Annotated in this window: 15 protein-coding genes; 12 read left to right on the top strand and 3 right to left on the bottom strand. The window is 60.7% G+C overall.

What is annotated here, in order from left to right; genetic code table 11:
* Window positions 1-6 precede the first annotated feature (6 nt).
* Entirely contained in the window at window positions 7-330 is a 324-nt protein-coding gene (locus DA915_RS00165; protein ID WP_003507179.1) for a YbaB/EbfC family nucleoid-associated protein, read from the top strand.
* A gap of 66 nt (window positions 331-396) precedes the next feature.
* Here the strand turns inward: DA915_RS00165 and DA915_RS00160 are convergent, their stop codons facing one another.
* Entirely contained in the window at window positions 397-1,032 is a 636-nt protein-coding gene (locus tag DA915_RS00160) for an MOSC domain-containing protein (RefSeq protein WP_003507178.1), read from the bottom strand.
* A 37-nt stretch (window positions 1,033-1,069) separates the two neighbouring features.
* Here DA915_RS00160 and recR point away from each other — a divergent pair, with 37 nt between their 5' ends.
* Both recR and DA915_RS00150 read left to right on the top strand, forming a co-directional pair.
* A complete protein-coding gene (recR, locus tag DA915_RS00155; protein WP_107674714.1) occupies window positions 1,070-1,675 on the top strand; it encodes a recombination mediator RecR in 606 nt (201 codons plus the stop codon).
* Window positions 1,676-1,712: 37 nt separating this feature from the next.
* On the top strand, window positions 1,713-2,978 hold the full coding sequence (locus DA915_RS00150; protein WP_107674711.1) for a lytic murein transglycosylase: 1,266 nt from the start codon (window positions 1,713-1,715) through the stop codon (window positions 2,976-2,978).
* A 165-nt stretch (window positions 2,979-3,143) separates the two neighbouring features.
* On the opposite strand, the gene DA915_RS00145 is transcribed toward DA915_RS00150, so the two are convergent.
* A complete protein-coding gene (locus tag DA915_RS00145; protein WP_060722713.1) occupies window positions 3,144-4,772 on the bottom strand; it encodes an MFS transporter in 1,629 nt (542 codons plus the stop codon).
* 287 nt (window positions 4,773-5,059) lie between these two features.
* On the opposite strand from DA915_RS00145, the gene rimP reads away from it, so the two are divergent.
* From rimP to DA915_RS00100, 9 genes are all read left to right on the top strand, one after another.
* Window positions 5,060-5,656, top strand: a complete 597-nt coding sequence (gene rimP, locus DA915_RS00140) for a ribosome maturation factor RimP (RefSeq protein ID WP_003507173.1) — start codon at window positions 5,060-5,062, stop codon at window positions 5,654-5,656.
* A gap of 64 nt (window positions 5,657-5,720) precedes the next feature.
* Window positions 5,721-7,337 carry a transcription termination factor NusA gene (gene nusA, locus DA915_RS00135; RefSeq protein WP_003507172.1) on the top strand — a complete coding sequence of 539 codons (1,617 nt, stop codon included), beginning with the start codon at window positions 5,721-5,723 and terminating at the stop codon, window positions 7,335-7,337.
* Window positions 7,334-8,035: an RNA-binding protein gene (locus DA915_RS00130; RefSeq protein ID WP_003507171.1), complete on the top strand. Its 702-nt coding sequence runs from the start codon at window positions 7,334-7,336 to the stop codon at window positions 8,033-8,035. Before nusA ends, DA915_RS00130 begins: the two co-directional genes overlap by 4 nt.
* 102 nt (window positions 8,036-8,137) lie before the next feature.
* On the top strand, window positions 8,138-10,885 hold the full coding sequence (gene infB, locus DA915_RS00125) for a translation initiation factor IF-2 (RefSeq protein ID WP_107674709.1): 2,748 nt from the start codon (window positions 8,138-8,140) through the stop codon (window positions 10,883-10,885).
* Window positions 10,886-10,960: 75 nt separating this feature from the next.
* Window positions 10,961-11,377: a 30S ribosome-binding factor RbfA gene (rbfA, locus tag DA915_RS00120; protein WP_006309910.1), complete on the top strand. Its 417-nt coding sequence runs from the start codon at window positions 10,961-10,963 to the stop codon at window positions 11,375-11,377.
* Between the two features lie 3 nt (window positions 11,378-11,380).
* Window positions 11,381-12,328, top strand: coding sequence for a tRNA pseudouridine(55) synthase TruB (gene truB, locus DA915_RS00115; RefSeq protein ID WP_003507165.1), 948 nt, complete (start codon window positions 11,381-11,383; stop codon window positions 12,326-12,328).
* A gap of 163 nt (window positions 12,329-12,491) precedes the next feature.
* Window positions 12,492-12,761: a 30S ribosomal protein S15 gene (rpsO, locus tag DA915_RS00110; protein ID WP_003492949.1), complete on the top strand. Its 270-nt coding sequence runs from the start codon at window positions 12,492-12,494 to the stop codon at window positions 12,759-12,761.
* A 279-nt stretch (window positions 12,762-13,040) separates the two neighbouring features.
* On the top strand, window positions 13,041-15,188 hold the full coding sequence (gene pnp, locus DA915_RS00105) for a polyribonucleotide nucleotidyltransferase (protein ID WP_003507162.1): 2,148 nt from the start codon (window positions 13,041-13,043) through the stop codon (window positions 15,186-15,188).
* A gap of 75 nt (window positions 15,189-15,263) precedes the next feature.
* Window positions 15,264-16,280 (top strand): class I SAM-dependent methyltransferase, encoded by a 1,017-nt coding sequence (locus tag DA915_RS00100; protein ID WP_035213073.1) that lies wholly within the window; start codon window positions 15,264-15,266, stop codon window positions 16,278-16,280.
* Between the two features lie 17 nt (window positions 16,281-16,297).
* Here DA915_RS00100 and DA915_RS00095 read toward each other — a convergent pair whose 3' ends face one another.
* Window positions 16,298-17,242, bottom strand: coding sequence for an AEC family transporter (locus DA915_RS00095; protein WP_003507159.1), 945 nt, complete (start codon window positions 17,240-17,242; stop codon window positions 16,298-16,300).
* Between the last annotated feature and the right edge of the window lie 87 nt (window positions 17,243-17,329).

Genomic DNA, 17,329 nt, shown 5'->3' with positions numbered 1-17,329 from the left:
TGGCACATGCGTGACATCATGGGCATGATGGGCAAGGTCAAGGAAATGCAGTCCAAGATGGAGAAGGTGCAGGAAGAAATCGCCGCCCTTGAAGTCGAAGGCAGGGCCGGCGGCGGTCTGGTGACCGTCATTCTCAACGGCAAGGGCGAAATGCGCGGCCTGAAAATCGATCCTTCGCTGTTCAAGGAAGACGAGGTGGAAATCCTCGAGGACCTGATCGTGGCTGCCCATAAGGACGCCAAGGAAAAAGGCGAAGCGCAGGCACAGGAAAAGATGGCCGGCCTGACCGCGGGTCTGCCGCTGCCGCCCGGCATGAAATTCCCGTTCTAATATAATCAACCCGAAGAGGATGGCGACACGCATGGCGTGGTCGCCGTCCCTGTCTCAAGGCGAGATTCAGGCTTCCAGCATCGCACGGAACCGGCTTGCAAGCGGTGTTTCGAGATAGGTCCTGCGTTCGGCTGCGTCGAGCTGCATGGGGCGGAAGCGCTGCAGAATAGTCGGTATCGGCAGCTTCGTTCCCTGATAGGCTGCAAAGGCGATATCCTCCCCGGCAGCGAGCATTCCGCCCTTCAACACCCGGCAATAAAAACCCGGATGGCCTGCCTGCCGGAAGCGCGGTGCGAAATCGGGATCGCCGATCCGGGCCGACAGCGTGGCGCAGGGAATGCGGGCAGCGGTCACCTCCAGCAAGACTTCGCTTGCCGAGAACCTGTCACCCACATGGAGTTTCGCGCTGTCGACACCATCAAGCACGAGGTTCTCGCCGAAAAATCCGGGTTCGACCACGAAACCCAGAGCGCGGGACCAGAAGTCGAGATCAACGGAGCCCATCACGTAAATTGCCTGATCCGGCCCGCCGTGATGTTTGCGATTGCAGACGGCATCGCTGACGATACCTTCGGCATCCACCATGACCGGCCCCTTCACGGGATGCTTGAAGATGCCCGTCTTCGTCGTCTTTCCCGGCAGGCTTTTTGCCTCGCCCCGGCATACCGCCTGTATTTTCATGGCCTGCCCTTCGTGCTTCATGATTCCCGTTTCCCGATTTATGCAGTAGAAAGCGCTCATGGCAAAACGAGTCACCGGTCCCGAAATTGAAAAACTCATCCAGCTTCTGGCAAAAGTGCCGGGGCTTGGGCCCCGCTCGGCGCGGCGGGCAGCGTTGCATCTCATCAAGAAGAAGGAGCAGCTTCTCGGACCGCTGGGCCATGCCATGGGCGAGGCCTATGACAAGGTGAAGATCTGCTCCTGCTGCGGCAATGTCGATACCATCGATCCCTGCACCGTCTGCACCGACGATCGGCGCGACCAGTCGATCATCATCGTGGTGGAAGACGTATCGGATCTCTGGGCGCTGGAGCGGACGGGCGCGATGAACACCGCCTACCACGTTCTCGGCGGCACGCTTTCGCCACTCGATGGCGTCGGGCCGGAGGACCTGAATATCAAGGGCCTGATCGACCGTGTCAGCGCGGGCGGCATTCGCGAGCTTATCATCGCCGTCAATGCGACGGTGGAGGGACAGGCAACCGCCCATTACATCACCGACCGCCTCTCCGGTCTCGACATCAAGATCACCCGGCTTGCGCATGGCGTGCCGGTGGGCGGTGAGCTCGATTATCTCGACGAGGGCACATTGACGGCGGCGCTTCGGGCGCGCACGACGATCTGAAGTCCCCTCCCTCCCCGTCATTCAAAGAGGAGACCGAATGCGAATCCATTTTGCCCCGAAGGCACTGGCTGCACTTCTTTCCGTTTTTTCAGCAACGACAGCTCTAGCGCAATCGGCACCGACAGGAGCAGCGGCAGCCCGATATGACGCCGAATTTAATGCCTGGCTGAAAAAGGAAATCTGGCCGGAAGCCCGCAAGGCCGGCATTTCACAAAAGACGCTTGAAGCTACGCTCAGTGGTCTCTCCATCAGCTGGGACCTGCCCGATCTCGTCATTCCCGGCCAGAAGCCGCCGAAGGAGCAGAGCCAGAGCCAGGCGGAATTTTCCTCACCCGGCGCCTATTTCTCCGAAAAGCGGCTGCAGGGGCTGGCCAGCACCGGCCGTTCGCTTGCAGCCACCCATGCGGCGACGCTGCGCAGGATCGAGGCGAAATACGGTGTTCCGGGTGATATCGTCGTTGCGATCTGGGGTCGCGAATCCGGGTTCGGCCGGGCAAAACTGCCGCATTCCGTGGTCGATGTACTCGCCACAAAAGCCTATATGTCGACCCGCAAGGAGATGTTCCGCGCCGAGCTGATCGATGCGCTGAAGATCGTCGAAAGCGGCGATATCGCGGCCTCGCGCATGATGGGTTCCTGGGCCGGCGCCCTCGGCCAGCCGCAATTCATGCCGTCGAGCTATCTCAAATATGCCGTGGATTTCGATGGCGACGGCCACCGCGATATCTGGAACTCCGTGCCGGATGCGCTGGCATCCATAGCAAACTATCTTTCCCAGCGCGGCTGGCAGCGCAATCGTGACTGGGGTTTTGAAGTCTCTATCCCCGCCAATGTCTCCTGCGCGCAGGAAGGTCCTGATCTTGCCCGGCCGGTGGCCGACTGGGCGAAGATGGGCATTACCCGCATTTCCGGAAAAGCCTTTCCGGCCAATGACCTATCCGCCGACGGCATGATGCTGGTGCCGGCCGGGCGGCACGGACCGGAATTTGTGGTGACGCCGAATTTTTACGTCATCAAGGAATATAACAATTCCGATCTCTACGCGCTCTTCATCGGCAATCTCGCCGACCGCATCACCCATGGAGCAGGATCGTTCAAGGGTGAATGGGGCAATGTCGGGTCGATGCTGCGCTCAGACGTTTTAGCCATGCAGAAGGCGCTGGTCGCCAAGGGTTATGATGTCGGCAAGGCCGATGGGCTGGCGGGCTTCAAGACGCGCCGCTCGCTCGGCGACTGGCAGGCGAAGAACGGGCTCGTTCCGACCTGCTTTCCCGATGCGACGCTAAAGGCGAAACTGAAATAGCAGGTTGCTGGCGAAGCACAAACCTCTCCTTCGTCATGCTCGGGCCTTTCCCGAGCATCTGCAACCGATTGATTTAACGACAGGTGATTGGATCCTCGGGACAGGCCCGAGGATGACGGCGCGTGTGGGGTAAAAGCCGCCGCCACTCTCCCAGCGCATCGTCTTTTAGTGCTGATCGGTATGCGGCTTGTGAAAGATATCGTCGGTCGGCGGGATGGTCTGCCGCTCGATCATCCGGTGTACCCGCGGCCGCGTCTTGCCCCGGTGAAGCTCAAGCAGCCGGTCCCAGGCTTCCGCATCCGCCTGGGTGCGGCGGTGGTTGTGGCGGACATATTCCACCCATGTCGGCACATGGTAGCTTTCCGTCCAGATGTCGGGGTTTTCGAGATCGCGCATCAGGTTCCAGTTGCGCGCGCCGTCGCGCAGGCGGATACGGCGACGCTCGGCCATCAACGGCAGGAATTCGCCAAGGTCCTCGTCATGGATTTCATAATCGATGAGAATGGCGATGGGGCCGCTGCGCGGCTTAATGTCCAGTCTCAGCGGCGGTTCCACGAAACGGTTGAGCGGATCGAGATTGAGCGAGGCGAAGGCCGGCATTGCGAGCTTGAGGCCGACGACGACGCCGAGCAGCATCAGCACGCAGGAACAGAGAAGCGAATAGGAAATGCCGTAGTCTTCCGCCAACTCACCCCACAGCCAGCTGCCGACCGCAATGCCGCCGAAGGTCAGCGTCTGGTAAAGCGACAGCGCCCGACCCACCACCCAGCGCGGCGTGGAAAGCTGGACGATGGTGTTGAAGAGCGACAGCGCCAGAACCCAGCAGGCGCCGGCAACCGTCAGGACAAGCGAGGTGATGATCGCGCTCGTGCTCACCGCCGTCACGCCGGAGCTGAAAGCGAAGCCTAAAAAGGCGACGCGCACGATCCATTCGCTGGACAGGACCTCACGCAGTCTCGCACTGACCAGCGCGCCGGCTATCGCGCCGACACCGAATGCGCCGAGCATGACGCCGTAGGTCAGCGGACCGCCCTCGACCAGATCGCGGGCGACGATGGGCATCAGCGCCAGGATGGCGCTGGCGGAAAGGCCGAAGAGGAAACCGCGCACCAACACCTTGCCGATATTGGGCGACATCGCCACATAACGCATGCCGGCCGAAATGGCGGCCAGAAGCTGCTCGCGCGGCAATGTCGAGGCATATTTGGGCGGCTGCCAGCGAAACAGGGCGTAGATCAGGGTGAAATAGCTCAGCGCATTCACGAAAAACGCAGCGGCAGCACCGGCGGCGGCGACGATGATACCACCGATGGCCGGGCCGACGCTGCGGGTGATGTTGAAGCCGACGCTGTTCAGCGTCACGGCGGCGGGTAAATCCTCGCGCGGCACCATTTCGCCGACCGATGCCTGCCAGGACGGATTGTTGAGCGCCGTGCCGCAGCCGATCATGAAGGTGAAGAAGAGCAGAAGCCAGGGCGTGAGCCAGCCGGACCAGGCAAAAACCGTGAGCAGCACAGAGGCCGTCAGCATCAGCAGCTGCGCCGAAATCATGATGCGGCGGCGGTCGAAACTATCGGCCAGCGCGCCTGAAATCAGTGAGAACAGCATGATCGGCAAAGAGGTGGAGGCCTGCACCAGAGCGATCATGTTTTCCGAACTTGAGAGCGACGTCATCATCCATGCGGCGCCCACCGCCTGGATCAGTCCGCCGAAATTCGAGGCAAGGCTCGCGACCCAGATTCGTCTGTAAGTCAAATGCCTTAAAGGCGCGAGTGGCGATTTACGGTCAGGCACGCTCTGTCCACTTGATGCAACTGCGATTTGTCAAACGGCAACTATAGACAGTGCCGGTAATCATGCCAGCCTTTCCGACAAGGTAAGGGTGAAAATGTGGCGAAGGCAGTGACCGAAGCGGAGGAGCCCGCTAAAACCTTGCAATCCCGCCCCGATGGGTCTATATGACCCCTGAAATTCTTGATCGCTTGATGAAGAGTGGGGCCGCAAGGCTCCGCTCTTTTTCGTTAGGCGAACCGGAAACCACGGGCAGAAAGCCCGGTGAAAATCAAAGACCGGAAGGCCAGATGGCAGACACCGCACAAGAACCGCGACTGATTACCGAAACAGGCATCGACCAGCGCATTGCCGAGATCATCGAGCCTGTTCTGACGGGCATGGGCTATCTTCTGGTGCGCGTGCGGCTCTCCAACCAGAACGGCATGACGCTGCAGGTGATGGCCGAGCGCGAAGACGGAACCATGACCGTTCAGGACTGCGAAGCCATTTCGATGGCGATTTCACCGGTTCTTGATGTGGAAGATCCGGTCGATAAAGCGTATCATCTCGAAGTTTCCTCGCCCGGCATCGACCGGCCGATGGTTCGCAAATCGGATTTCACCCGCTGGCAGGGCCATCTGGTGAAGGTCGAGACCTCCATTCTGGTCGAGAACCGCAAGCGGTTTCGCGGCAAGATCGTTGAGGTTAATGCTGACGGCTTCAAGCTGGAACGCGACCAGATCGCCTACGGCGAAGAGCCGACAGTCATCATTCCGTTCAGCGCGCTTTCCGATGCGAAGCTCATTCTGACGGACGACCTTATTCGTGATGCGCTGCGGGCAGACAAGGCCGCCAAGGCCGCCGCCGCAAACCAGAACGACGAAAACGAAGCAGACGAAGACTAATTCCAACGTAAAGCCCGAAAAAACGGGCGATCAACGCAATTATGCGACTTACGGAGATAGAAAAATGGCAGTGAGTGCTAACCGGCTTGAGCTTCTGCAGATCGCCGATGCTGTGGCGCGCGAAAAGGTCATCGACCGCGAAATCGTGCTTGCCGCAATGGCCGACGCTATCCAGAAAGCCGCCCGCTCGCGCTATGGTTCGGAAACCAACATCCGCGCCGACATCAACTCCAAGACCGGCGAAATTCGCCTGCAGCGTCTTCTCGAAGTTGTCGAAGCGGCCGAGGACTATTCGACCCAGATCCCGCTTGAGTTGGCCCGCGACCGCAACCCGGACGCCAAGCTCGGCGACTTCATCGCCGACCCACTGCCGCCGATGGATTTTGGCCGTATCGCCGCCCAGTCCGCCAAGCAGGTGATTGTGCAGAAGGTGCGCGAAGCCGAGCGTGACCGCCAGTATGACGAATTCAAGGACCGTATCGGCGAAATCGTCAACGGCACCGTCAAGCGCGTCGAATATGGCAATGTCATCGTCGATCTCGGCCGTGGTGAAGGTATCATCCGTCGTGACGAGATGATCCCGCGTGAAAACATGCGTTACGGCGATCGCGTGCGCGCTTACGTCTACGACGTTCGCCGCGAACAGCGCGGCCCGCAGATTTTCCTGTCGCGTACCCATCCGCAGTTCATGGTGAAGCTGTTCACCATGGAAGTTCCTGAGATCTACGACGGCATCATCCAGATCAAGTCGGTTGCCCGTGACCCGGGTTCGCGCGCCAAGATCGCGGTTATCTCGAACGACTCGTCTATCGATCCGGTCGGCGCCTGCGTCGGTATGCGCGGTTCGCGCGTTCAGGCCGTCGTCGGCGAACTCCAGGGCGAAAAGATCGACATCATTCCGTGGAGCCAGGAGCCGGCATCCTTCATCGTCAACGCCCTGCAGCCGGCAGAAGTCGCCAAGGTCGTTCTGGATGAAGAGTCCGAGCGCATCGAAGTGGTTGTTCCGGATGAGCAGCTGTCGCTCGCCATCGGCCGCCGTGGCCAGAACGTGCGTCTGGCATCGCAGCTGACCGGCTGGGATATCGACATCATGACCGAGCAGGAAGAATCCGAGCGCCGTCAGAAGGAATTCAACGAGCGTACGGCCCTCTTCATGGAAGCGCTGGATGTCGACGAAATGGTCGGTCAGGTTCTGGCTTCGGAAGGCTTCGCGCAGGTTGAAGAACTGGCCTATGTCGATCTCGACGAAATTTCGTCGATCGACGGCTTCGACGAAGACACCGCCGATGAAATCCAGACCCGCGCCCGCGAATATCTGGAGCGCCTGGAAGCCGAAATGGACGCCAAGCGCAAGGAACTCGGCGTTTCCGACGAACTGCGCCAGATCGACGGCCTGACCTCGCAGATGATGGTCGCCCTCGGTGAAGAAGGCATCAAGACCATCGAGGACTTTGCCGGCTGTGCCGCAGACGACCTGGTCGGCTGGAGCGAGCGCAAGGACGGCGAGACGAAGAAGTTCGAAGGCATCTTCTCCAAGCTCGACGTTTCGCGCGTCGAAGCCGAGAACATGGTGGTGCAGGCCCGCCTTCTGGCAGGCTGGATCACCGCCGAAGAGCTCGCTTCTGAAGAGGAAGCCGATGCGGAAGCTGCCGAGGAGGCGGATACCGCCGAACAGGAATGACATCGCAGGCGCATGAGCCGGACGAGCTGCCCGAAACGGATGACGACGGGCGGCTCAAAGGCGACGTCAATGGACGTATGTGCATTGTGACACGGCAAAGCGGATCGCCGGATGAGCTGATCCGCTTCGTCGCAGGCCCGGACGGCAGCGTCGTGCCGGATCTGAAACGCCAATTGCCGGGGCGCGGCTGCTGGGTAACACCCGAGCGCGCCCTGATCGAGAAGGCCATCGCGAAGAAGCTCTTCGCGCGGGCGCTCAAACGTGACGTCAAGGCCGGACCCGAGCTTCTTGCTATTCTCGACCGGCTGATGGCGCAGCATGTGGCTGGTATGATGAACATGGCGCGCAAGGCGGGCCAGTTCATCAGTGGCGCGACGAAGGTCGATGCCGCCGTCCGGTCCGGGAACGCGATCGCCGTATTCCACGCGACCGATGCTGCGGCCGATGGCGTGAGAAAACTGGACCAGGCCCGCAAGGCCTGGGCGCTCGGCAGCGATGCCGGCAATGAAATTCCGTCCTTCCGGCTCTTTAGCGAAGCCGAAATGGACGAGTTGATGGGCCAGAATGCTTTTATCCATGCCTGCGCGCTTGCAGGGCAGGCGGGTGAAGGTGTAGTGAAGCGCGCAACGATGCTTGAGCAGTACCGCCTTGGCGGTCGATCTCAGGCGGAACGCGACGCTGCCCGGACAGAACAATGACGCGGTTGCCCGACATGAACGGTCGCCGCGTTCCGATGCAGCAATTGAACGACGAGACCTGATGAACGTCATCCGGTTCTCGTCCGAAGGAACGGGAACGGAATGACCGACAACAACGACGACAAGACACTCAATGCGCCGGCCAAGAAGACTCTTACCCTGAAACCGGGCGGGATGAATCAAGGTACCGTGCGGCAGGACATGGGTCGAGGTCGCACAAACGCGGTTGTCGTGGAAACACGCAAGCGCCGCCCCCTGCGTCCCGAAGACGAGAAGCCGGTTCAGCCTGTTGCGGCAGCACCGAGGCCAGTGGTAGCAGCCCCCGCGCCTTCGGCACCGCGTCCGCAGGCTCCCCAGCAGCGTATTCACCAGCCGGGCGGCCAGCAGCAGCGTCCGGGTTCTTCCCAGTCGCAGCAGCGTCCGGGCTCGTCCGCACCCCAGCAGCGCCAGCCTGACCGACCGCGTGGCAATGTTCTGCACGACCTTTCAGCAGGCGAGATGGAAGCCCGTCGCCGCGCGCTGATGGAAGCGCAGGCTCGTGACGTGGTGGAAGCCAAGCAGCGCGCGGAAGATGAAGCGCGCCGCAAGGTCGAGGAAGAACAGCGCATCGCAGCCGAAAAGGAAGAGGCGGCACGCCGCGCCGTCGAAGAGGCAGCGGCTGCAAAGGTGGCTGCAAGCCAGCCTGCCACTGAAGCAAAATCCGAACCGGCCGATGAAACGCCGGCTGCGGCCGCAGCACCTGCGCCACGAGCCGACGCCCGTCCTCAGCCTGCAGCCGCCGCTCCCCGTTCTGCTCCTGCCACGCCTGACGCCGTCGCTCCGCGCGGACGTCGTACCGGTGGTGACGACGAGGACGATCGTAGTGCGCGCCGCGGTAGCAGCCTTCCGGCTCGCGGCAAGGTCGTGGCTCCGGTTCCGGCCAAGCCCGCTGCCCGCCTGAAGACGGAAGAAGAACGCCGTCGCGGCAAGCTGACCGTTACCTCGTCCAATCTGGATGAAGACGGAACGCCGCGTGGTCGCTCCATGGCATCCATGCGCCGCCGCCAGGAAAAATTCCGCCGCAGCCAGATGCAGGAAACCCGTGAAAAGGTCATGCGCGAAGTGATCCTGCCGGAAACCATTACCATTCAGGAACTGTCGCAGCGCATGTCCGAACGCGCCGTCGACGTCATCAAGTTCCTGATGAAGGAAGGCCAGATGATGAAGCCGGGCGACGTGATCGACGCCGATCTGGCGGAACTGATCGCGGTCGAATTCGGCCATACCGTCAAGCGCGTTTCCGAATCCGACGTTGAAGAAGGTATCTTCAACCAGGCCGACGACGCAGGCGAGATGGTTTCCCGTCCGCCGGTCGTGACGATCATGGGTCACGTCGACCACGGCAAGACCTCGCTGCTCGACGCCATTCGTCAGGCGAACGTGGTCGCTGGCGAAGCCGGTGGCATCACCCAGCATATCGGCGCCTACCAGGTCGAAAAGAACGGTCAGAAGATCACCTTCATCGACACTCCCGGCCACGCCGCCTTTACGGCCATGCGTGCCCGTGGCGCGCAGGCAACCGACATTGCAGTGCTGGTTGTCGCCGCTGATGACAGTGTGATGCCGCAGACGATCGAGTCCATCAACCATGCCAAGGCTGCCGGTGTTCCGATCGTCGTTGCGATCAACAAGATCGACAAGCACGAGGCAAACCCGGAAAAGGTGCGCCAGCAGCTGTTGCAGCACGAAGTTTTCGTGGAATCGATGGGTGGTGAAGTTCTTGATGTCGAAGTTTCGGCCAAGAACAAGCTCAACCTCGACAAGCTGCTCGAGGCGATCCTGCTTCAGGCCGAAATCCTCGATCTGAAGGCGGATCCGAACCGCACCGCAGAAGGCACGGTCATCGAGGCCGAGCTGGACCGTGGACGCGGTGCCGTTGCGACCGTTCTCGTGCAGAAGGGCACACTGAAGCCCGGCCAGATCATCGTTGCCGGCGACCAGTGGGGCCGTGTGCGCGCACTCGTCAACGACAAGGGCGAACACGTCAAGGAAGCCGGTCCGGCAATGCCGGTCGAGATTCTCGGCCTTTCCGGCACGCCTTCGGCCGGTGACCGTTTTGCGGTCGTCGAAAACGAAAGCCGCGCCCGCGAGATTTCCGAGTACCGCCAGCGTCTGGCCCGCGACAAGGCTGTCGCCCGTCAGACCGGCCAGCGCGGTTCGCTGGAACAGATGATGAGCCAGTTGCAGACTTCGGGATTGAAGGAATTCCCGCTGGTCATCAAGGCGGACGTGCAGGGTTCGGTCGAAGCCATTATCGCTTCGCTCGACAAGCTCGGCACAGACGAAGTCCGCGCTCGTGTCGTTCACTCTGGTGCTGGTGCCATCACGGAATCGGATATCTCGCTTGCCGAGGCATCGAACGCCGCGATCATCGGCTTCAACGTTCGCGCCAACGCACAGGCACGTACGGCGTCCGAACGCGCCGGTATCGAAATCCGCTACTACAACATCATCTACGATCTGGTGGATGACGTGAAGGCGGCGATGTCGGGTCTGCTTTCGCCGGAACGTCGCGAGACCTTCCTCGGCAATGCCGAAATTCTCGAGGTGTTTAACATCACCAAGGTCGGCAAGGTCGCGGGTTGCCGCGTCATCGAAGGCAAGGTGGAACGTGGTGCAGGCGTACGTCTGGTTCGCGACAACGTCGTCATCCACGAAGGCAAGCTCAAGACCCTCAAGCGCTTCAAGGACGAAGTCAACGAAGTGCCGGTTGGTCAGGAATGCGGTATGGCCTTCGAAAACTACGAAGACATCCGCGCCGGCGACACCATCGAGTGCTTCCGCGTCGAACACATCACGAGAACGCTCTAAGCGTTCTCGCCGCAAAACAGGAATTTACTGTCGGGCGCCGGCTTACCGGCGCTCGCTCCGTTTGAGGCATAACCCATGGCAAAAGCTACATCATCGGCCCCTTCGCAACGCATGCTGCGCGTCGGCGAACAGGTGCGCGCCGCACTGACCCAGATTCTCCAGCGCGGTGAAGTCCGCGACGATCTGATCGAAGGCACCGTCATTTCCATTTCGGAAGTGCGCATGTCGCCCGATCTGAAGATCGCGACCGCCTATGTGACGCCGCTTGGCGTTGCCGATCACACCGATATCATCAGCGCGCTCAACCGCCACGCCAAGTTCATGCGCGGCCGTCTCGGCCCGCAGCTGCGGCAGATGAAATACATGCCGGAACTGCGCTTCCGCGACGATACGAGTTTCGACAATTACCAGAAGATCGACGCCCTTCTGCGCTCGCCCGAAGTGCAGCGCGATCTTGGACCTTCAAACGAAAAAGACGACGAACAGAACTGAAGCATGTCCAAACCACGCAAACAGCAGAACCGCAAACCCAAGGGCCGCCCGATTTCCGGTTGGCTCATCCTCGACAAACCGCTCGATTTCGGCTCCACCGAGGCCGTTTCCAAGATCAAGTGGCTGTTCAATGCCCAGAAGGCGGGCCATGCCGGCACGCTCGATCCGTTGGCCTCCGGCATGCTGCCGATCGCGCTCGGCGACGCCACCAAAACCGTGCCTTACGTCATGGACGGTCGGAAAATCTACGAATTTACCGTCACCTGGGGTGAGCAGCGCACGACCGACGATCTGGAAGGCGAGGTGCTCGATTCCTCCGAGCAGCGCCCGGACGAACAGGCGATCCGCGATATTCTGCCCAACTATACCGGCGTGATCCTGCAGACGCCGCCGCAATTTTCGGCCATCAAGATCGCTGGCGAGCGCGCCTATGATCTGGCGCGCGAAGGCGAAACGGTGGAAATCCCCGCACGCGAGGTCGAAATCCATCGCCTGACGCTGCTTGCCTGCCCGGACGCCAATACGGCCCATTTCGAAGTGGAATGCGGCAAGGGCACCTATGTGCGGGCGCTGGCGCGCGATATGGGCCGCGATCTCGGCTGTTTCGGCCATATTTCGGAACTGCGCCGCACCATGGTCGCTCCCTTCGGCGAAGACATGATGGTGCCGCTCGAAACCCTGACGGCACTGGAGGCCGTGGAGGACCGCGACGAACGGCTGGAGGCGCTGGACGCCTTCCTGATCGATACGGCCGAGGCGCTTTCCGCCCTTCCCCGCCTCATCATCAACGACGACCAGGCGCACCGGCTGAAGATGGGCAACCCCATCCTGCTTCGCGGGCGTGATGCACCGGCCAACCATCCGGAAGCCTATGCCACCGCGCATGGCAAGCTTGTCGCTATCGGCGAGATCGGTGAAGGCGAGTTCCGGCCGAAGCGGGTTTTCGGCTGAGCCGGGCAGCGCGGGCAGGAATCAATCGCCTCTTTCCATCGCACCCGGAATAGTTTATAGGCAGCGCCAGCTTGGGCTTTGCCTATGCTGCTGAATGGCCTGAGCTGGACGACATCCCGGCTCAAGGCGTCCCATTTTTCCTTAAAACAGAAAGGATCGTCCGATGTCGATTACTGCAGAGCGCAAAGCCGCCCTCATCAAGGAATATGCCACGAAGGAAGGTGACACCGGTTCTCCGGAAGTTCAGGTCGCTATCCTGACCGAGCGGATCAACAACCTGACCGGTCACTTCAAGGACCACAAGAAGGACAACCACTCCCGTCGTGGCCTTCTGACGCTGGTTTCGAGCCGTCGTTCGCTTCTCGACTATCTGAAGAAGAAGGACGAAGCCCGTTACAGCAAGCTGATCGGTGCTCTCGGCATTCGCCGCTAATAACTTCTCCGGCGGGTTTCGCAACGATGCCCGCCGGTTTTTATATCCGGCCTTTCAAAGGCTATATGAATTTCCGGGCGTTTGCCGCAGATGTGGCCCCCGGACGATAAGGTAGACCCGGATGGGCCGGTGTCGCCTTTTCAACCGCAGACCTGTCATGGGGCAGGATTGCCGGATGCTTGCTTGTCGAAAGCCTCCCGCTGTCTTGCCCGTGATTGAGTCACCGCGTTGCCACCGCCGGCACGATGCTGGAGCGGCAGCCACAACCAAGGACAAGATATGTTCAATCAACACTCCGTGGAAATCGAATGGGCAGGCCGCCCGCTGAAGCTCGAGACCGGCAAGGTTGCCCGTCAGGCTGACGGCGCCGTCATCGCAACCTACGGCGAGACGATGGTTCTCGCGACAGTGGTTTCCGCAAAGTCTCCGAAGCCCGGCCAGGACTTCTTCCCGCTGACCGTCAACTACCAGGAAAAGACCTACGCGGCCGGCAAGATCCCCGGCGGCTACTTCAAGCGCGAAGGCCGTCCGAGCGAAAACGAAACTCTCGTTTCCCGCCTGATCGACCGTCCGATCCGCCCGCTCTTCCCGGAAGGCTACAAGAACGACACGCAGGTCGTCGTCACGGTTATCCAGCATGATCTGGAAAACAACCCGGACGTTCTGTCGATGGTTGCGGCTTCCGCAGCGCTTACGCTCTCTGGCATTCCCTTCATGGGCCCGGTTGGCGGCGCGCGCGTTGGCTATATCAACGGTGAGTATGTTCTTAACCCGCATCTGGACGAAATGGACGAGTCTGTTCTCGACCTCGTCGTTGCCGGTACGCAGGACGCTGTTTTGATGGTTGAGTCCGAGGCCAAGGAACTCAACGAAGAAATCATGCTCGGCGCCGTCATGTTCGGTCATCGCGGCTTCCAGCCGGTTATCGACGCGATCATCAAGCTCGCCGAAGTTGCCGCCAAGGAACCACGCGAATTCGAACCGGAAGACTTCTCCGCTCTCGAAAACGAAATGCTGGCGCTCGCCGAAGCCGAACTGCGCGACGCCTACAAGATCACTGAAAAGGCTGCCCGTTACGCCGCCGTCGACGCCGTGAAGGCGAAGGTCAAGGCGCACTTCCTGCCGGAAGAAGGCGAAGCCAAGTACTCGCCGGAAGAAATCGGCGCCGTCTTCAAGCACCTTCAGGCGAAGATCGTTCGCTGGAACGTTCTCGACACCAAGAGCCGTATCGACGGCCGCGACCTGTCGACCGTTCGTCCGATCGTTTCGGAAGTCGGCCTGCTGCCGCGCACCCACGGTTCGGCGCTGTTCACCCGCGGTGAAACCCAGGCGATCGTCGTTGCGACGCTCGGCACCGGCGAAGACGAACAGTATGTCGATAGCCTCACCGGCATGTACAAGGAACGCTTCCTGCTGCATTACAACTTCCCGCCCTACTCGGTCGGTGAAACAGGTCGCATGGGCTCCCCGGGCCGTCGCGAAATCGGTCACGGCAAGCTCGCATGGCGCGCTATCCGTCCGATGCTGCCGACTGCGGAACAGTTCCCCTATACGCTGCGCGTCGTTTCCGAAATCACCGAGTCCAACGGCTCCTCGTCGATGGCAACGGTCTGCGGCACCTCACTTGCACTGATGGACGCCGGCGTTCCGCTGGCAAAGCCGGTTGCCGGTATCGCCATGGGCCTGATCCTCGAAGGCGAGCGCTTTGCGGTCCTCTCCGACATCCTGGGTGACGAAGATCACCTCGGCGACATGGACTTCAAGGTCGCCGGCACCGCCGACGGCATCACCTCGCTGCAGATGGACATCAAGATCGCCGGTATTACCGAAGAGATCATGAAGATCGCGCTGGAGCAGGCACAGGGTGGCCGCAAGCACATCCTCGGTGAAATGGCCAACGCCATCACCGAAAGCCGCGGCCAGCTCGGCGAATTCGCACCGCGCATCGAAGTGATGAACATTCCGGTCGACAAGATCCGTGAAGTCATCGGTTCCGGCGGCAAGGTCATTCGCGAAATCGTCGAAAAGACCGGCGCGAAGATCAACATCGAAGACGACGGCACCGTCAAGATCGCCTCTTCTTCCGGCAAGGAAATCGAAGCGGCCCGCAAGTGGATCCACTCGATCGTTGCGGAACCGGAAGTCGGCCAGATCTACGAAGGCACTGTTGTCAAGACCGCTGACTTCGGCGCTTTCGTCAACTTCTTCGGCGCCCGTGACGGCCTCGTTCACATCTCGCAGCTCGCTTCCGAGCGTGTCGCCAAGACCTCCGACGTCGTCAAGGAAGGCGACAAGGTCTGGGTCAAGCTGATGGGCTTCGACGAGCGTGGCAAGGTTCGCCTGTCCATGAAGGTTGTCGACCAGGCCACCGGCCAGGAAATCGCTGCCGACAAGAAGAAAGAAGACGGCGAAGCCGCTGCCGAATAAGGCAGCGCCGCCAGACCCTATCGAGGCGCGGGTTTTGCCCGCGCCTTTTTTCTATTCTACCTTGAGGATGCTCCCATGAGCCGTGACGCTGTGAAAACCCTTTTCCACCCCTTTGCCTCGGAAATGCTTCCTATGCCGAAAGAGGGCGAGCGCGTTCTGTTTCTGGGAGCTGAGGCCGGTCCGCGCCTTGATGGTTTCGACGCCGAGATCGTCGCGGTTCAACATCTCCGGCCGCTCTACCGGGCCTTGCAGGCTCAGGGCGCAGAAGTCACCCCGGATGTTTCGGGCGAGGACTACGATGCGGCGCTTTTGCTGTGCGGCAAGCACCGTGGCGAAAACGAAAACCGCGTCGCCGAAGCACTTTCGCGCGTGAAGGCCGGCGGCCTGATCGTCGCGGCAGGATCGAAGGAAGACGGTATCGTGACGCTGCGCAAGACGCTGGCGAAGCTTGGCATCGAGGCGGAATCGACACCGAAATATCACGGCGTCGCCCTCTGGTTCAAACGTCCGGACGATATTGCATCCGCAGTGTCGAAACTCGCCCAGAAACCGGCGACGGTTGAAGGCCGTTTCACCGCCCTGCCCGGCATGTTCTCACATGACCGCGTGGATGATGGCTCAGAACTGCTCGCATCGCGCCTACCGAACGATTTTGACGGCAACGCCGCCGATTTCGGCGCGGGCTGGGGTTATCTCTCCGTCATGCTGGCCGAGAAATCGCCGCGCACGGCCCGTATCGATCTGTTTGAAGCAGACTGGAACGCGCTGGAATTTGCAAAGACCAATCTTCTCGAAAACAATCCGCGACTGACGGCGCGCTTCTTCTGGCAGGATCTGGCAAACGAGCCGCCGAAGGAAAAATACGACCTCATCATCATGAACCCGCCTTTCCATGCGGCGGGACAGGCAGCAGAACCTGCCCTCGGTCAGGCCTTCATCAAGGCCGCCGCCGGCGCACTGCGCAGCGGCGGCAAGCTGCTGATGGTCGCCAATCGCGGCATGCCCTATGAGCCGGTGCTCGCGGCTGAATTCCGCACCAGCACTGAAGTATGCCGCAACGCCCGCTTCAAGATTCTGAGCGCCCAGAAGTAATCAACGCAGCAGAATAATCAGCTCAACAGCCATGCCCACAGCGACACGGAGAGAACGCCGGTCGCTGTGGAAATGCTGATGGTGGAGGCGGCAACGCTGTGGCCGATGCCGAAGCGGTTGGCGATAAGCCAGGCATTCACCCCCGTGGGCACCGAGGAGGTGAGCACGAGCGCCGCAGTCCATTCCCGGCTGAGACCGAGCGCATGACCCATTGCCCACACACAGGCGGGCAGAAGCAGCAGTTTGAACACCGTCATGGTGACGGCAATGCCCATATTGCCGCGGATGGTGTATTTGGTCAGCGCCATGCCGAGCGAAATAAGCGCCGCCGGCCCCGCCATCGACGCGATCTGATCAACCACGGTTTTTAAAATGGGCGTCAGAGCTACGCCGGAAACATTGGTCGAAAGCCCGATGACAAGCCCGATCACCAGCGGATTGGTAATGAGATTGCGGCCTACCTGCTTGAACACCGCAGCCATGCTGCGCTTTTCACCGCCGACCGCCTTATGGGTGGCATTTTCCATCAGGATCGTGCCGGCGATCATCATCACAGGCAGATGGATGGCGAGCAGGATGGAGAGAGCGACCAGCCCCTCATCCCCCACGGACCGCCCGACCAGCGGCAGGCCGATGAAGATATTGTTCGCAAAGGCCGAGGAAATGCCGGCAATGACGGCGATGCGGACATCCTGCTTGAAGACATAACGGGTGACGATATGCCCAACCGTCCAGGTGACGGCTACGCCGGCGAAATAGGTGATCCACAGTCGGAAAGGCGAAGCACCGTGAAAATTCGCTTCGGCAAGCGTGCGGAAGATCAAGGTCGGCACAGCAATCTTGAACACAAAGTCGCTGAGGATATCGCCGGCATCGGCCCTGAACAGACCGGCCTTGACGGTGAGCCAACCGATCAGGATGAGAATGAAAATCGGGGCGACATTCGCGGCAACGGCAGACATGGAGGGAAAGCTTTCGCGGCTTTTGCGGGGAGATACTCCGCTTTAGAGCCTTTTCAGCGGGAATGGAATCACGAATACGCTTTCGCT

The sequence above is a fragment of the Agrobacterium sp. LAD9 genome, from assembly GCF_003031125.1.
GTDB lineage: Bacteria > Pseudomonadota > Alphaproteobacteria > Rhizobiales > Rhizobiaceae > Agrobacterium > Agrobacterium radiobacter.
The sequence above is the reverse complement of the archived record's forward strand: the minus strand, read 5'-3'. Positions and strand labels throughout refer to the sequence as shown.